This is a genomic window from Nocardia sp. NPDC004654, from assembly GCF_040609595.1.
Taxonomy (GTDB): Bacteria; Actinomycetota; Actinomycetes; order Mycobacteriales; family Mycobacteriaceae; genus Nocardia.
Window position 1 is genome coordinate 1 of sequence record NZ_JBEXKI010000012.1, and the last position, 15,567, is coordinate 15,567.

Annotated in this window: 14 protein-coding genes; 6 read left to right on the top strand and 8 right to left on the bottom strand. The window is 69.4% G+C overall.

Annotated elements, in window-relative coordinates; translation table 11 throughout:
• Positions 1-501: 501 nt before the first annotated feature.
• The 5 genes from tyrS to ABZV58_RS32225 all read right to left on the bottom strand — a co-directional run bounded on the left by tyrS (position 502) and on the right by ABZV58_RS32225 (position 5,967).
• Positions 502-1,794, bottom strand: a complete 1,293-nt coding sequence (gene tyrS / locus ABZV58_RS32205; protein ID WP_355003967.1) for a tyrosine--tRNA ligase — start codon at positions 1,792-1,794, stop codon at positions 502-504.
• A 331-nt stretch (positions 1,795-2,125) separates the two neighbouring features.
• Positions 2,126-2,545, bottom strand: a complete 420-nt coding sequence (locus tag ABZV58_RS32210; RefSeq protein ID WP_355003968.1) for a DoxX family protein — start codon at positions 2,543-2,545, stop codon at positions 2,126-2,128.
• Positions 2,546-2,616: 71 nt separating this feature from the next.
• Positions 2,617-3,321 (bottom strand): DNA-3-methyladenine glycosylase, encoded by a 705-nt coding sequence (locus tag ABZV58_RS32215; RefSeq protein ID WP_355003969.1) that lies wholly within the window; start codon positions 3,319-3,321, stop codon positions 2,617-2,619.
• A 547-nt stretch (positions 3,322-3,868) separates the two neighbouring features.
• The gene (locus ABZV58_RS32220; RefSeq protein WP_355003970.1) at positions 3,869-4,750 is read right to left on the bottom strand and encodes an RNA polymerase sigma-70 factor; all 882 of its coding nucleotides are present in this window, start codon (positions 4,748-4,750) and stop codon (positions 3,869-3,871) included.
• A gap of 41 nt (positions 4,751-4,791) precedes the next feature.
• Positions 4,792-5,967: an FAD-dependent oxidoreductase gene (locus ABZV58_RS32225; protein ID WP_355003971.1), complete on the bottom strand. Its 1,176-nt coding sequence runs from the start codon at positions 5,965-5,967 to the stop codon at positions 4,792-4,794.
• A 181-nt stretch (positions 5,968-6,148) separates the two neighbouring features.
• Between ABZV58_RS32225 and ABZV58_RS32230 the strand changes: the two genes are divergently transcribed.
• The 4 genes from ABZV58_RS32230 (at position 6,149) to ABZV58_RS32245 (ending at position 10,151) form a co-directional block, all read left to right on the top strand.
• Positions 6,149-7,672: a multicopper oxidase domain-containing protein gene (locus tag ABZV58_RS32230; protein ID WP_355003972.1), complete on the top strand. Its 1,524-nt coding sequence runs from the start codon at positions 6,149-6,151 to the stop codon at positions 7,670-7,672.
• A 76-nt stretch (positions 7,673-7,748) separates the two neighbouring features.
• Positions 7,749-8,480, top strand: a complete 732-nt coding sequence (locus tag ABZV58_RS32235) for an ABC transporter ATP-binding protein (protein WP_355003973.1) — start codon at positions 7,749-7,751, stop codon at positions 8,478-8,480.
• Positions 8,477-9,262 (top strand): ABC transporter permease, encoded by a 786-nt coding sequence (locus ABZV58_RS32240; RefSeq protein WP_355003974.1) that lies wholly within the window; start codon positions 8,477-8,479, stop codon positions 9,260-9,262. Before ABZV58_RS32235 ends, ABZV58_RS32240 begins: the two co-directional genes overlap by 4 nt.
• A gap of 214 nt (positions 9,263-9,476) precedes the next feature.
• Positions 9,477-10,151 carry a TetR family transcriptional regulator gene (locus tag ABZV58_RS32245; RefSeq protein WP_355004161.1) on the top strand — a complete coding sequence of 225 codons (675 nt, stop codon included), beginning with the start codon at positions 9,477-9,479 and terminating at the stop codon, positions 10,149-10,151.
• 7 nt (positions 10,152-10,158) lie between these two features.
• Here ABZV58_RS32245 and ABZV58_RS32250 read toward each other — a convergent pair whose 3' ends face one another.
• Genes ABZV58_RS32250 through ABZV58_RS32260 form a run of 3 tightly spaced genes read right to left on the bottom strand, consistent with a single transcriptional unit; the run spans position 10,159 to position 13,139 of the window.
• A complete protein-coding gene (locus ABZV58_RS32250; RefSeq protein ID WP_067793020.1) occupies positions 10,159-10,377 on the bottom strand; it encodes a Trm112 family protein in 219 nt (72 codons plus the stop codon).
• 10 nt (positions 10,378-10,387) lie between these two features.
• Complete coding sequence (locus tag ABZV58_RS32255; protein ID WP_355003975.1) at positions 10,388-10,867, bottom strand: GtrA family protein; 480 nt, start codon at positions 10,865-10,867, stop codon at positions 10,388-10,390.
• Between the two features lie 19 nt (positions 10,868-10,886).
• Positions 10,887-13,139, bottom strand: coding sequence for a hypothetical protein (locus ABZV58_RS32260; RefSeq protein ID WP_355003976.1), 2,253 nt, complete (start codon positions 13,137-13,139; stop codon positions 10,887-10,889).
• Between the two features lie 179 nt (positions 13,140-13,318).
• Here ABZV58_RS32260 and ABZV58_RS32265 point away from each other — a divergent pair, with 179 nt between their 5' ends.
• Together ABZV58_RS32265 and rffA are read left to right on the top strand one after the other, a co-directional pair.
• Positions 13,319-14,404: a glycosyltransferase family 2 protein gene (locus ABZV58_RS32265; RefSeq protein ID WP_355003977.1), complete on the top strand. Its 1,086-nt coding sequence runs from the start codon at positions 13,319-13,321 to the stop codon at positions 14,402-14,404.
• Complete coding sequence (gene rffA, locus ABZV58_RS32270) at positions 14,394-15,533, top strand: dTDP-4-amino-4,6-dideoxygalactose transaminase (RefSeq protein ID WP_355003978.1); 1,140 nt, start codon at positions 14,394-14,396, stop codon at positions 15,531-15,533. Before ABZV58_RS32265 ends, rffA begins: the two co-directional genes overlap by 11 nt.
• The last annotated feature ends 34 nt before the right edge of the window (positions 15,534-15,567 follow it).

Below are 15,567 nucleotides of genomic sequence, written 5' to 3' on the forward strand. Positions count from 1 at the left end.
TCAGATCTAAACTAGAGTCCGAAAACCTAGCAAAACAATCGCCAGCCGGAAATTAGCTGACTTAAATGTCCAGCCCTCCACACGGGGGGTGAAGAACCGGAACCAAATTTCAAAATTTGGCACTGACATTCATCGACACACTATTGAGTTCTCAAAGAACAGGCGCACACCCGTCCGCGCCGGTCTCACCCGGTGCTTCTGAGAGGCAACTTTCCCAGCCTAACCGGCCTCTCGTCTGGAGTCAAGTCCATTCGATTGTCCTGGTTCTTGCGGGCCGTCAGGCGCTCCTCGTCCTACCTCGTGTCCCGGTCCACGCTCAGCCTCTCGGCTTGGCGTCTCGGCTCCGGGTCGGTGTCCGTGTCGCTCTGACGTTGAATAAGTTACGCGGCGACGAACGCGGCGTCAAATCCGCACTACACCGATGTAATTCCGCAGGTCAGAGGCTTGCGATCCGGCAGAAAACGGGCTTGGGCCACACGAATGTGACCCAAGACACCAAGATCAACTGGCGGTGGCCCGCCGGACGCCCGCGATATTGCGCTTGCCCCTGCGCACCACCAACCAGCGTCCGTGCAGGTAGTCGCCCTCGGCGGGGGTCCATTCGAGGTCGGAGATCTTCTGGTTGTTGACCGACGCGCCGCCCTCGTTGACCGCGCGACGGGCGGCGCCGCGGCTCTCGGACAGCCCGGTGGCGACGAGCAGATCGACGATCGTGTCGGGCTGGCCGGGCCCGACCTCGGCCAATTCGCCGTCGACCGCGGCCTCGCGCAGGGCGGCGGCCAGCGTCGGCTCGTCCAGCTCGCGCAGCTCGCCGCGGCCGAAGAGGGCCTGGCTCGCCAGCTGGACGGCGCGGGTGTGCTCCTCGCCGTGCACCAGCGTCGTCATCTCGGCGGCGAGCCTGCGCTGGGCTTCCCTGGCGTGCGGACGTTCCTCGGTCGCCTTCTCCAACTCGGCGAGTTCCTCGCGGGTGAGGAAGGTGAACCAGCGCAGGTACCGGACGACGTCGGCGTCGGCGGTGTTCACGAAGTACTGGTACCAGGCGTACGGGCTGGTCATCTCCGGATCCAGCCAGAGGCTGCCGCCGCCGGTGGACTTACCGAACTTCTTGCCGTCCGCGGAGGTCACCAGCGGCACGGTGAGCGCGTGCACCGATTCCCCGTCGACGCGGCGGTTCAGCTCGACGCCCGCGATGATGTTGCCCCACTGGTCCGAGCCGCCGACCTGCAAGCGGCAGCCGTAGTTGCGGCGCAGCTGCAGGTAGTCGTTGGCTTGCAGCAGCATGTAGCTGAACTCGGTGTAGGAGATGCCCTCGCCGTCGAGGCGGCGCTTGATGGTGTCGCGGGCCAGCATGACGTTGACCGAGAAGTGCTTGCCGACGTCGCGCAGGAAGTCGACAGCGGTGAGCTGCCCGGTCCAGTCCATATTGTTGGCGATGACCGCGCCGGTGGGCGAATCGTCCAGGTCGACGAACCGCTCGAGCTGGGAGCGAATGCGCTGCGCCCACTCGGCCACCGTGTCGGTCGAGTTCATGGTGCGTTCGCCGACGTCGCGCGGGTCGCCGATCAGGCCGGTCGCGCCGCCTGCCAGGACGATCGGCCGGTGACCGGCTCGCTGGAAACGCTTCAACGCCAGCAGCGGGACCAAGTGACCGGCGTGCAGGCTCGCCGCGGTCGGGTCGAAACCGGCATACAGCGTCAGCGGCCCGTCGGCCAGCGCCGCGCGCAGGGCGTCGAGGTCGGTGGACTGCGCGATCAGTCCGCGCCAGGTCAGTTCGTCGATGATGTCGCCGCTCACGCCGTCCCATCTTTCCGCACCGCTGTCCTGCGCCGATGCGCAGGTACCGGGGGCGATTCTCCGCGACGCAGAGCGGCAGGGCCAGGGGATTACCGAGGACTATCGCGCCTCCACAGCCGAATCCAGACCCGCCCGCGCGCACTCGGGCACGAACACCGACTTCGGCACCTGTCCAACACAGCCGTTTCGGCCATGGCGTCTCCGGCGATATCCAGCCCGAGGCATCCGCGACTGCCGAGTCGGGCTCGCGGCGGAACCTGCTACGCCGCCCACACGACAATTCCGGCGATCGACAGGAGCATCTATGGATCGCCGAAGATTGTCGAATTGCTCAGCGGGACAACCGATCCCGCAGTGCGGTCAGGCTTTCGCGACGCTCCAAGGCCAGCCAAGCGAACACCGCTGCGAGAACGAGGGGGAAGACGGAGTACGAAGGCGCGTCCATGACGAACGCCTGGGTGGCCGCGGCGAAGACCATGGTGATCGACAGTCCTGCGGCGGCCGCTCCGGCAAGGCGCGGGACGAGCAGGCCGATGCCGCCCGCGACCTCGACCAGGCCTGCGAAGTACATGAACCAGTCGCCGAAGCCGATCGCGTCGAAGATCCGCACGGCGTCCGCTTGGGCGACGAACTTCGGGATGCCGGAAGCGAGGACGAAGAACAAGCCGAGCAGGATTTGCACGGTCCACAGGATGCGGTTGCGGACGGCGCCGGGACGGGTTGTCGGGGCGGTGGCGGTGAGGGCGGTCATGTCCGTGTCCTTCGGTTCGGTCGCGCCGGGCGCGGCGGGTTCTACCGATAAGACGGCGGGCTCGCGACCAATTAATCGCTGCCGGACGAAGTCCGCTGATTCAGCGCACCGCCGCGCCGAACCCGTCCACCCGCGCCGGGGACGACCGCGGGTGCCGCGGCGGCGAGAGGCGCGCGCGGACTGCGCCGGTACGCCGAGACCGCGGGCGAGGACGGCAGCCAGAACCGCCACGGACGATCGGCGGCCGTGCTGACGCCGACGCGCGGACCGCTGGCGATCTGGGCGTCGTCGACCGCGCCGTCGAGTTCCAGCCGGATCGGCGAGGCCGGATCGAACAGCGGCGTGCCGTAGTCGGCCATGGTGATGCCGAGGACAGTGCCCAGATTGCCCGGCCCTCGACCCAGGTCGCTGTCGGAGCGCGCCGCTGGCCGACGGGAACGCGCGACATCCAATCCCTCGACGACCTCGCCCGCCCGGACCAGTACCGCGCTGGCCGTGCCGTCGGGTCCGCTGGTCACATTGATGCAGGTGTGCATGCCATAGCTGAGGTACACGTAGAGGAAGCCCGCGGGGCCGAACATCACCGCGTTGCGTTTGGTCCGCCCGCGCCCGGAGTGCGAGGCCGAGTCCGGCCACGGCCCCGCCGGGTCGCCGCCGTACGCCTCGACCTCGACGATCCGGACGGCCACCGGCCCCGACCGCAGCGTTGCGCCGAGCAGGCGACGGGCGGCGGCGGGCGGTTCGACCACGAGATCATCGACAGACACAGCGGCCATTCTCCTCGACCGCACCGACAGCCGCCCAACCACTGGTCAACCGCCGCGCGGTGAACGCGGCCCGGACAGCAGCGGAAGCACTACACACTCGTTCGGCCGGAATCCCGCACGCCCACGCGGGCAAGCCGTCCGATCGGGTGCCGCGCGGAGGTCGTCGGCGCTGGGGCATCCCGCACCGCCACACCGCGAACTCGCCTAGGCCCTGTCTCGAAGTCCCATCCGGCACCCGGCCGGACTTCGAGACAGGGCCGAGCGGAACCTTGGCGCGCACCGCTACGACAGGCCGATCCGGGACCGCCGCGCGCTCACCGCGCACCGCTCAGCCTTCGCCGCCACCGAGCACTCCGGCACCGCCACACCGGGACTGCCCGGCGGAACCAGGGCATGTCGCCACAGCGAGTGGACGCAATCCCGCGGTTTTCCGACCGTCCGCGCTTCGATCGCTGGCACTGGTCCGAGTCGTGCAACCGACCCGGATGCCCCCATCGACGCAGTCGGCACCGTGGGGCCCGAGCAGCAGTCGGTCGACCCGCGACAACCTACGCGCTCAGCCCAGCGTCGACGTGCCCAACGTCAGTCCTTTCAACTTCCCCGGGTTGACCTGGAAGCGCAGGTTTTCGATGCGGCCGTCGATCAGGTCGTAGGTGAATGCCGCGACCGGGACGCCGCCGATGCGGGCCAGTGCGCCGACTTCACCGTTGATATGGGCGAGTTCGAGGGCGATGCCCGCCGACTCGGGTTTGGCGAGCACGCCGAGGATCCAGCGGGCGACGTGGTCGGGGCCGTGTAGCGGACGGCGGGCCGCGGTGACGACGCCGCCGCCGTCGGACCAGCACGTCACGTCGGGGGCGAGCAGGTCCATCAGGGCGTTGAGGTCGCCGCCCGCGCAGGCCGCCATGAACTGCTCGGTGACGTGCGCGCGTTCGGTCGTGTCGGTGTCGAAGCGCGGGCGCCGGGACCGCACGTGGTTTCGGGCGCGGTGCGCGATCTGGCGGATCGTGGCCTCCGGCCGGTCCAGGGTCTCGGCGATCTCGGCGTGGCTGTAGCCGAACACCTCGCGCAGCAGGAACACCGCGCGCTCGATCGGAGTCAGCGTTTCCAGGACCACGAGCATGGCGGTGGAGACGGTGTCGGCCAACTCGGTGCGCTCCGCGAAATCGGGTGTGGTGAGCAGGGGTTCGGGCAGCCAGGGCCCCACGTAGCTCTCGCGGGTGGCTGTGGCCGAGGTGAGCCGGTTGAGCGACAGGTTGGTGACGGTGCGCACCAGGTAGGACTTGGGGTGACGCACCTCGGACCGATCGGCTTCGTGCCACTTCAGCCAGGCGTCCTGTAGGACGTCCTCCGCGTCGGTGACGGTGCCGAGCATCCGGTAGGCGGTGCCGAACAGCAGCCGCCGGTGCTCGACGAAGGGATCGGATACCTCTGTCATCAGCCCATGCTCCTTGGTGCGGGACCGAGTCGGCAAACCGGTCAGTCTTTTGTGCGGGTCGACCGGCCACCGCGCGAGAGCTGCACGGCGACGGTCATCCTCTTGCTGAGCCGGAAGGCCATCGGCGGTGTGCTGCTGACGGTCTCCTTGTACAGCGCCGCGGCGCGTCCGGTGAGGTGGAATCGGCGCGGAGTGTCGTCGGCGTTGGTGAACTGGATGACCGCGTCGCGGCGGCCGAGGCTGACCGGCTGGTGGAAGTATCCGAAGCGGAACGGCCGAACCCGCTTGCCGCGCAGCTCTTTCGCGATGGCGTCGGCGGTGTAGGCGGCGGTCGGCATGCCGCTCTGGCAGGTGCCGTGGATCGTACCCCAGGCCTGGCGGACTGCGGCGGCGTCGCCAATAGCGCGAATGGCGGGATGCGACACCGACTTCAGCGTCGGGTCGACGACGATCAGCCCGCGTTCGTCGGTCTCGATGCCCGCCCGCGCGGCGAGTGGCGACACCCGCACGCCCGCGGTCCACAGCGTCAGGTCGGCGGGAACCAGTGTGCCGTCGGCCAATTCGACGGCGTCGGGCAGCACCTTGGTGACCGACTGGCCGGTGGCGCGGGTGATAGCGAGCCGGTCCAGCGCGCGGTGCAGGTAGACGCGGGCCCGCTCCCCCATCATCGCGCCGGGCTCGCCCGTGCTGATCAACGTGACCCGCAGACCGGGGTGCCGCTCGGCGATCTCGGCGGCGGCTTCGATGCCGGTGAGTCCTCCACCGCAGACGGCGACCGAACCGCCCTGGGCCGCCACCGCCGCGAGCCGTCCGGCGAACCGGTGCGCGGTGCGCGGATCGTTCAACGTCCAGGCGTGTTCGGCGACCCCGGGGACCTTGTCGGTGTCGGTGGCGCTGCCGAGCGCGTAGACGAGTTCGTCGTAGGGCAGCACGCGATCGCCGTCGACGGTGACCAATCGCGCCTCGGGATCTACGGAAGTGACCCAGCCACGGACGAATTCGACGCCGGTGCCGTCGAGCATCTCGGGGATCCGGTGGTCGGCCAGTTCCTGCCCGGCGGCGATCTGGTGCATGCGCAGCCGCTCGATGAAGCGATCGGACGGATTGACCAGCGTGATCCGCACGGGCAGGCGGCGGGTGCGGCGGGCCAGCCGCACCGCGGTCAGCATCCCCGTGTAGCCCGCGCCGAGGATGACGATGCGGTGTTCGGTGTTCATGGCGGTTGCTCCGATCCGTTGCACGGTCGCTGGTTGGTGACGACCATGGGACAGACGACCGGCGCCGAACGTGACACCCAAGCAAGTGACCTGTGTCACACACCGCTCAGGGCTGGATCCAGGGTCGAAATGGGGACGCTCCCCGATGTCGCCGCGAGCGTGAAATTCCTACCGTCGGTGCATGTCTTCGGTTTCCCGCCCGCGTCGATGGCGGCGGTTGTTCGTCGTTCTCGCGTCCTTCGTCGTCGTCGTGCTCGCCGCGATCGGCGGCTGCGTCAGCTGGGTGTACGTGGACGCGGCGGTCTCCACCGTCGGTCGCACGGAGTTTCGCAACGAGCTCGCGGTGCCACCGCTGGCCGAGTCCCGCGTCGAGCCCGACGGGACGCGCCTGTTCGAGCTCGACATGCGCGCGGGCAGTAGGGAATTCCGACCCGGCCAGGCCACGGAGACCTGGGGTTTCAACGGTGACTACCTCGGACCGACGCTGCGCGCCCGGCGCGGCGAACAGGTTCGGGTCCGCGTCCGCAACGGCTTGCCCGAGGCCTCGACGGTGCACTGGCACGGCATGCACCTCCCGGCGGCCATGGACGGCGGCCCGCATCAGATGGTCGAGGCGGGCGCGACGTGGACGCCGCAGTGGACGGTGGACCAGCCCGCCGCGACGCTCTGGTACCACCCGCATCCGCACGGCGCGACGGAGGATCACGTGCGCCGCGGCCTGGCCGGGATGTTCCTGCTGGACGACGAGCTGACCGAAACCCTGCCGCTACCAAAGAATTACGGCGTCGACGACCTGCCGGTCATCGTGCAGGACGTGACCTTCCGCGGCGCGCGCTTCGAGGACACCCACCGGATCTTCCGGGAGGTCGGCTTTCTCGGCGAGCAGACGATGATCAACGGCACATTGGCCCCCTACCGCGAGGTCGGCGACGAACTGATCCGGCTGCGACTGCTCAACGCCTCCACCGCGCGCGTCTACACCTTCGGCTTCGACGACGCCCGCGCCTTCTCGCTCATCGGCACGGACGGCGGCCTGCTCGAACGCCCCGCCACCCTGCACGAGCTGCCGCTCTCGCCGGGCGAGCGCGCGGAGATCGTGGTGCGCATGCGCCCCGGTGAGCGAACGGTGTTGCGCAGCAACAAGTTGAACGCGGGCCTCGGCTTCTGGACCCAGCGCTTCAACGGCGGCGACGACACGTTCGACCTGCTGGAACTGCGCGCGGCGGCGACTCTGCGCCCGTCCCCCGCGCTGCCCACGACGCTGGCGCCCGCCGCCACGCCCGACGGCGGCGACTCGGTGACCGAACGCCGCTTCGAACTCGACCTGAGCGGCATCAACGGACAGCCGATGGCGATGGACCGCATCGATTTCGCCGTCACCCGAGGTTCCACGGAGACCTGGATCGTGCACAACCGCGACGGCATGCCGCACAACTTCCACATCCACGACGTGCAGTTCCGGGTGCTCGCGGTCGGCGAGAACGCGCCGCCGCCGCACTTGACCGGCCCGAAGGACACCGTCTTCCTCGCGCCGAACGAGACCGTGCGGCTCGCGGTGCGCTTCGACGGCCCCGCCGATCCGGACACGCCGTACATGTACCACTGCCACCTGCTGTGGCACGAGGATCTCGGCATGATGGGACAGTTCGTCGTCGTGGAGCCCGGTGGCGTGCCCGGACGTCCCCCGCACCGGCACGGCCATTGACCCCCTTGCCGCGCCGGGTGCGTCGGCGGTAAATTCATCACACAGTGAATTCAACACTCGATGAATTGAGGCCGTCATGTCTCATCCCTCGTCGTCTCCGGCCGTCGAGATCCGGAACCTGACCGTTCGGCGCGGCAAACGCGAAGTCCTGCACGACATTTCGCTGACCATTCCGCGCGGCTCGATCACCGGGCTGCTCGGACCTTCGGGGTGCGGCAAGACCACGCTGATGCGCTGCATCGTCGGCACCCAGATCGTGGCGTCCGGCGAGGTCACCGCGCTCGGCCTGCCCGCGGGGTCCGCCGAACTGCGCAGGCGCATCGGCTATGTCACCCAGGCGCCGAGCATCTACCCCGACCTCAGCGTCCGCGACAACGTCGCCTACCACGCCGCGCTGTACGGCCGCGATCGCGACGACACCGACACCGCCATCGCCGCCGTCGGCCTGCTCGAACACGCCGACCAGCGCGGCGACGAACTCTCCGGCGGCCAGCTGACCAGGGCCTCGCTGGCGTGCGCGCTGGTCGCCCAGCCGGACCTGCTGGTGCTGGACGAACCGACCGTGGGGCTCGACCCGGTCCTGCGGGTGGATCTGTGGAAGCAGTTCCACGAGCTGGCCGCCAACGGGACGACGCTGCTGGTCTCCAGCCACGTCATGGACGAGGCCGAGCACTGCGACAAGCTGCTGCTGATGCGCGAAGGCGACGTCCTCGCCCAGCTCAGCCCCGACGAACTGCGCGAACAGACCGGCGAGCAGAACCTCGAACAGGCCTTTCTCACTCTGATCACGATGGGACGAGCCGCATGACCACCACCATCGCCCCGGCCCGCTGGACGCTGCGCCCGTACGCCGCGACCACCACCCGCATCCTGCGCCAGCTGCGCAACGACCACCGCACCGTCGCCATGATCCTGGTGGTCCCCGCCCTGCTGATGACGCTGCTGTACTTCATCTACGCCGAGGCGCCGACCGCGCCGCACCAGCCGCTGACGCTGTTCGACCGGGTCGGCATCAGCATGCTCGGCATCCTGCCGTTCATCGTGATGTTCCTGATCACCGCGATCGCCATGCAGCGCGAACGCACCTCGGGCACCCTCGAACGGCTGCTCACCACACCGCTGTCCAAGCTCGACCTGCTCGGCGGCTACGGCACTGCCTTCTCGCTGGCCGCGGCGGCGCAGGCGACCGTCGCGTGCCTGGTGTCGTTCGGACTGCTCGACCTGGAGGCGGCGGGCAACCCTGCCTGGGTCGTGCTGATCGCGGTCGTCGACGCGATCTGCGGTGTCGCGCTCGGCCTGCTGGCAAGCGCGTTCGCGCGCACCGAGTTTCAGGCGGTGCAGTTCATGCCGGTCGTCGTCGCACCGCAGATCTTCCTGTGCGGCTTGCTCGTTCCGCGCGACCAGCTGCCGAACTGGCTGGAACCGATCAGCAATCTGATGCCGCTGAGCTACGCGGTCGATGCGCTGCAACAGGTTTCGACCAACCCAGAGGCGACCGCGGAGATGTGGCGCGATCTCGCCATCGTCGCCGCCTTCGCCGTGGTGGCGCTCGCGCTCGGTGCGGCGACCCTACGCAGGCGGACCGCATGAGCGAGCGAATCACGTGGCAGCGCGCTTCGCGCACGCCGGAGCCGAGCGCCAGCGAGGCGCAGGTATGAGCGACGAAGGCGTCGCGGCGCACAGCCCAGACTCGAAACGGCGGGCCGCGCCCCGACGCCGAGCGTCGAAGAGCCCGGAAGGGAAAAGCGTCTCGCGGGACGACGCGGCGCCGCGATCACGCGACGAGTCCGGACGTGCCGATGCGATCGAAGCCGAAGAGCGGCAAGGGCGTTCGGGACGGCGGCCGGGCCGATCCGGCGCGCGGGAGGCGATCCTCGCCGCCGCACGCGCTCGATTCGCCGAGGCCGGCTTCGACAAGACCTCGATCCGGGCCGTCGCCGCCGACGCCGGAGTGGATCCGGCGCTGGTGCACCACTACTTCGGCACCAAACAGCAGTTGTTCGGGGCGGTGGTCGAGCTTCCGACCGACCCCGAAGTGATCCTGACCGTCATGGAGAACGCGCCGATGGACCAACTCGGCGCGACGATCCTCGGTGCGGTGGTCGGCGTATGGGACTCCCCCGCCGGGCCCGGCATCGTCGCCGCGGTGCGCGGCCTGCTCACCGGCGGCGATCCGGTGCTGGCCCGCACCTTCGTGCTGGAGGTGGTGCTCGAACGGGTTCGCAAGCGCATCGCCACCCCGGAGGACGACGGACGCGCGCGGGTGGCTCTGGCCGCCTCGCAGCTGATGGGTGTGCTGGTGGCGCGCAAGATCATCGGCGTCGAACCGCTGGCCTCGATGCCGATAGCGGAGCTCGTCGCCGCCGTCGGCCCGACGCTACAGCGCTACCTGACCGGCGACATCGGCTCGGCCGCGAACGAAGCCGCGCCGTGCGGCGAGACGGTCCCCGGGCGACTGCCCGCGACCCCGTCGTCGTGACGTGCGCTCAGGCGGTGAACGCCTCGTGCTCGGCCTCGGTGACGTCGCGCGCCTCGTCGATCAGCAGCACCGGAATCCCGTTCTCGATCGGGTAGGCGCGGCGCAGGCGCGGGTTGTAGAGCAGTGCGGCGCCCGCGGCGTCGCGGACCAGCAGCAGCGGGCCCTTGTCCTGCGGGCAGGCGAGCAGGCTCAGCAGGGTGGCGTCCAACGCGGTTTCCTCGGGCATGATCGAGAACCTACCCGACCGGTTCGCCCGCTTCGACGGCCGGGCGACGGCGGAACGAGATGTGCCGATGACCGAAGAAACTCGCCACCGCCACCAGTCCCATCACCACCACCGCGGAGGGCTGCGCGGGCAGGTGCAGCACCGTCACGGCCAGGTAGAGCAGCGCCGTGTTCAGCGCGAGCCCGCCGGAGTTGACCGCCACGAACCCCGCGAAATCGCGCGACACGTGGCCGCGCACCCGGAACACGAGGGTGCGGTGCAGCACGAACGCGACGGTGATGCCGAGGGCGTAGGCGAGCGGGACCGCGGCGAGCGGCGCCCATCCCGCGTCCGGCAGCACGGTCAGCCAGCCCACGGTCAACGCCATGCCGAAGACCGTGTTGAACGCGCCGATCAGCGCGAAGGCGACCTCCTGCCGCCGGACCAGCCGCAGCAGCAGACCCGAAGCGGCCGTGTCGGTCGTCGCGACCGAACCCTGGTCGGTGCTCACGCGTTCACCTCGCGCGCGCTCACGAGACCACGTCCGCGAGCTCGCGCTCCGGCTCGCCCGCGGGCCGTTCTTCGGTCTCCGCCTCGTCGTCGCGCCGCCGCGACCGCACGTACATCCACTGCAGCATGCCGAGACCCGCGAGCCCGGCCACCATGGTCGCGATGCCGATCTTCCAGCCCGGCGGACGCCAGGTCAGCACCAGTTCGGCGTCCTTCGTGCCCGCGGGAACCTCCACCGCGACGAAGGATTTGGCCACGGTGGTGATCGGAATCTGCTTGCCGTCCAGGGTGACTCGGTATCCGGGCCAGCCGAGGCGGGCGAAGACGACGCGTCCGCCCTGCTCCGAGCTCACCCGCACGCGGCTGGTGGTGTCGGTCTCCGCGATCGACGTGGCCGTCACGTTCTTCGTGTCCGAGACCCGCCCGTTCACGGTGGACGCCGGACCGTCGACGCGCTCCAGCACCGCGATGTAGCGCTCGTGGCCCGGGTAGTCCACCCACTTCCAGCCCTCGGGAGCGGCTTGGTCGCGCGCGTCGGGGTACAGCGCGCGCTGCAACACCACCCTGTCGAGCTTCATCAGGTCGACCAGCGGGCGGCCCGTGCTCGGCTCCGGCGCGAACACCCTGCGGTAGGCGTCCGGGCAGACGCTGCTGTCCCAGCGCATGCACAGCAGCTCACCGAAGTAGAAGTGCCCGGTGGGCGTGTAGCCGTTGACGTACTTCAGCTCCAGCGCCCTGGCGTAGTTGCCGAAGACCAGGGAGCCGTAGGCGGCGTCGATGTCGCGGTCGGCCGGTTGCAGCAGGCCGCGCTCGCCGAGCTGAAGGGTGGTGCCGGTGAAGTCGGGGTACTTCGCCATCGCCTCGGTGCGGTCGGCGGGCAGGTTCCACGGCATCGGCGTCGGCTGGGCGGCGCTCACCTGGAAGTAGGCGATCGGGAACATGGCGACGATGGTCAGCGCGCATGCCGCGGCGATACCCCGCTCGCGGGCGAGCCACACCACTGCGGCGCCCACCGCCGCGATGGCGAGCGCGGCGACCACGTGCCGGAGCGCGTGGTGCGGGTCGGCCGAGAAGGACCGCACCCACAGCGCCAGGATCAGCACACCGGCCGCGAGACCGCGGTTCTTCCAGTTCTGGAATGTCCCGTAGCGGCCGAGCAGGACGCACACCAGCACCAGCAGACCGATGGCCAGCATCGGCAGTACACGCACCGGCCAGCGCAGCGGACCGATCGAGCCCGGTCCCGCGGTCCACATCAGCATGATCATGGCGAACAGCGCGACGGCGCTCAGCTCGCGCCACGACTCACGGGCCCGCTTCCAGTCGACGAACGCCAGCGCCGGGATCAGGAACCACGCGATGTAGGTCAACGGCATCGGCTGCACGTAGCCCCACCAAGAGGTGAAGGCGGGCAGCGAACTGGGCAGGCTGGCGTTGAGCGATTCCGACCACGGCACGGTCAGGAACTGGTCGTTGTTGATCTGCGCCGTGCCGCGCCAGGTCACCTTGGCCGAGAGCATGCTGGGCAGGAAGGTCAGCAGTCCGGCCAGTCCGGCGCACAGCGAGACGGCCGTCAGCCGCGCGACGGGCTGCCACTTGCGTTGGTACACAAGCTCGCCGACCGCCACCGCCAGCAGCATCAGCGCCGCCTCCACGGCCGGGAAGATGTACTGCGTGGAGATCGTCAGGTACAGGAAGACGAAGACCGGAATCGGCCCGCCCAGCCCGCGGGTGTAGCGCACCGACGACGCCCACGCGTGCACCAACCAGGCGGTGCCGGTGAGCGCGGTCATCCAGCTGGCCTGGTCGAAGAACAGGAAGAAACCGGACAGCGGGAACGCGATACCGGCCACCGCCGACCAGGCCGGGCGCGCGCCGTAGACCAGGCAGATCCGGTAGACGCCGGTCGCGGCGACAATGGAGAAGATCAGTTTGACGACGGTCGCGTACACCGCCACGTTGTCCACCGAGGGCGCGATCAGATCGATCAGCAACTGCGGGGGATTGAACAGGCCCGCGTCGTCCATAGTGTTGTTGCCCGACATCCACTGTTCCGGGACCATCACCGGGAATTGGCCGTCGCGCAGCGCGCGGCCGAGACCCACCCACAGCGCGGTGTACTGGGATTCGGTGTCGTCGGTGAAGTAATGCCGGACATTGGCGAGCAGCACCGCCGCGTATCCCGCGATCACCCCGATCACGGTGATGGCGGCCCAGCGATGGACGTCCCGTCGCGAGTGCGGCCGCGAGTCGAGTACTGCACTGTCGGTCACGAGTTCCAGACCCTACAGCCCAAGGCAGCGCTTGGCATCGGCCGCCGAGGTGTTGATGATGGTCTGATGAACTGCAACGGAAGGCCTTGTTCGCACCGTGCTAGAGTTCACCGCGGCTCGGGGCCCGCTGTCCAGCGGGCAGTACCGGCACGCACCGTCATCGAAAGTTGATCCAGCTGATGCCGATTCCCTCCGCTCGCCCGTACCGCTCCGACCCCGTCGCGAACGGACGTCCCGGCGTCGACCGGCCGCACGGCATTTCCGTTGTGGTGCCGGTGTATCGGGGTGAGAACACCATCGGCGGACTGGTCGCCGAGCTGCACGCGCTCACCGCGGGCGCCGAGACGCCGGGCGGTATCGCGTTCACGGTCGAGGAAATCATCCTCGTGCACGACAACGGGCCCGATCGCTCCGATGTCGTCCTGCAGGAGCTCGAGCAGACCTACCCTGAGGTGCGCACCGTCTGGCTGAGCCGCAATTTCGGTCAGGACGCCGCCACCATCGCCGGAATGTCGGCCGCGCACGGCGACTGGATCGTCACCATGGACGAGGACGGTCAGCACGATCCGCGCTTCATCGGCGCGTTCCTCGACGCGGCGCTCACCGGACGCGCGGACCTGGTCTACTCCAAGCCGACCAACACCCGCCCGCACGGGTTCCTGCGCAATCTGACCTCGCGCGGGGCCAAGATCGTGCTGGCGACGCTGTTCGCCTTCCCCGATTCGACCAGGTTCGAGAGCTACCGGCTGATCCGCGGCGACATCGGCCGCCAGCTCGCCGAGGTCGCCTCCAACGGCGTGTACCTCGACGTGGCGCTGACCTGGGTGGTCGGCAAGGTCGTCCAGGAGCCGGTGGTGCTGCGCGCCGAGGGCCGCGAGGAGTCCGGCTACAACTACCGCAGGCTGTTCTCGCTGTTCTGGAAGATGGTGCTGTGCAGCGGAACACGCGGCCTGCGCCTGGTCAGCATGCTCGGCGTGACGCTGGCGCTGGCCGGTGTGGTGATGGCCGCCGTCGTCGTGTACGAGGCGCTGACCACGGACGGCTGGGCGCCGGAGGGCTGGGCCTCCACGATCGTGGTGCTGCTGCTGTGTTCCGGCGCGATCCTGTTCTCGCTGGGCCTCATCGCCGAATACCTCGGCGTCGCCCTGCACATCCTGGTGGGCAAACCGCTGTACCTCACCGTCGACTCACCGACGCCGCGCCCGCGAGACGCGCGGGAACTGACCGCCACCACGAGCAGGGGGACCGACCGGGTTGAGCACTGACCGCGTCATCTTCAGCCGCCCGTTCCGGGCGCGCCGGGAACTGGCCAATCTGGAGGCCGTGCTGGCCTCCGACCACAGCCATGGCGACGGGCAGTTCACCGCGTCGGCCACCGCGAAGCTCAAGGCCATCACCGCCGCGCCGCACGCGCTGCTGACCACCTCGTGCACCTCGGCGCTGGAAATGGCGGGTCTGCTGCTCGAGCTCGGCCCCGAGGACGAAGTGATCGTGCCGAGCTTCGCGTTCACCTCGACGGCCACCTCGATGGCGCTGCGTGGGGCGACTTGCGTCTTCGCCGACATCGACCCCGCCTCGGGCAACCTGGATCCGGAATCGGTGGCCGCCTCGGTCACCGAGCGCACCAAGGCCGTGGTGGTCATCCACTACGGCGGTGTGGCCGCCGACATGGAAGGGCTGCTCGCGCTCGCCGCCCAGCACGGCTTCGCCGTCGTGGAGGACAACGCGCACGGGCTCGGCGGCCGCTGGCGCGGACGCCCGCTCGGCACCATCGGCACGCTCGGCACGCTCAGCTTCCACGACACCAAGAACGTGCACTGCGGCGAGGGCGGCGCGCTGCTGCTCACCGACGAGATCCTGATGGCGCGTGCGGAAATCATCCGGGAGAAGGGCACCGACCGTGCCCGCTTCCTGCGCGGCGCGGTGGACAAGTACTCCTGGCAGGACATCGGCTCCAGCTACTTGCCGAGCGAGCTGAACGCCGCGGTGCTCGACGCGCAGCTCGACGAGTTCGAAACGATCCAGTCCGGCAGGCATCGGGTGTGGGACACCTACGCCGCGGGGCTTGCGGACTGGGCGGCGCGCAACGACGTCCGGCTCATGACCGTGCCCGAGGATCGCGCGCACACCGCGCACCTGTACTACCTGCGCACACCCACCGAGCAGCGCCGCGACGACCTGATCGCGCATCTCGGGAGTCTCGGCATCTCGGCTCCGTTCCACTACGTGCCGCTGGACTCCAGCCCGGCGGGTCTGAAGCTCGGCCGCACGCCGCGGCCCTGCGTGCGCAGCGCGGAGTTCTCCGGAACCGTTGTGCGCCTTCCGCTCTGGCCTGATCTGCGCGACGAGCAGGTGGCCAGGGTGATCGAGGCGGTCACCGCCTTCACCGTCTGACCCACCCGCGCGCTGCCGTCACCTCGACTGGTCC

Excerpts from the sequence above, each read along its gene's own strand:
- ABZV58_RS32265 (WP_355003977.1), top strand. The coding sequence starts at position 13,319 with ATGCCGATTCCCTCCGCTCGCCCGTACCGCTCCGACCCCGTCGCGAAC.
- ABZV58_RS32240 (WP_355003974.1), top strand. The coding sequence starts at position 8,477 with ATGACCACCACCATCGCCCCGGCCCGCTGGACGCTGCGCCCGTACGCC.
- ABZV58_RS32250 (WP_067793020.1), bottom strand. The coding sequence starts at position 10,377 with ATGCCCGAGGAAACCGCGTTGGACGCCACCCTGCTGAGCCTGCTCGCC.
- ABZV58_RS32230 (WP_355003972.1), top strand. The coding sequence starts at position 6,149 with ATGTCTTCGGTTTCCCGCCCGCGTCGATGGCGGCGGTTGTTCGTCGTT.
- ABZV58_RS32220 (WP_355003970.1), bottom strand. The coding sequence starts at position 4,750 with ATGACAGAGGTATCCGATCCCTTCGTCGAGCACCGGCGGCTGCTGTTC.
- ABZV58_RS32235 (WP_355003973.1), top strand. The coding sequence starts at position 7,749 with ATGTCTCATCCCTCGTCGTCTCCGGCCGTCGAGATCCGGAACCTGACC.
- ABZV58_RS32215 (WP_355003969.1), bottom strand. The coding sequence starts at position 3,321 with ATGGCCGCTGTGTCTGTCGATGATCTCGTGGTCGAACCGCCCGCCGCC.
- ABZV58_RS32225 (WP_355003971.1), bottom strand. The coding sequence starts at position 5,967 with ATGAACACCGAACACCGCATCGTCATCCTCGGCGCGGGCTACACGGGG.
- ABZV58_RS32210 (WP_355003968.1), bottom strand. The coding sequence starts at position 2,545 with ATGACCGCCCTCACCGCCACCGCCCCGACAACCCGTCCCGGCGCCGTC.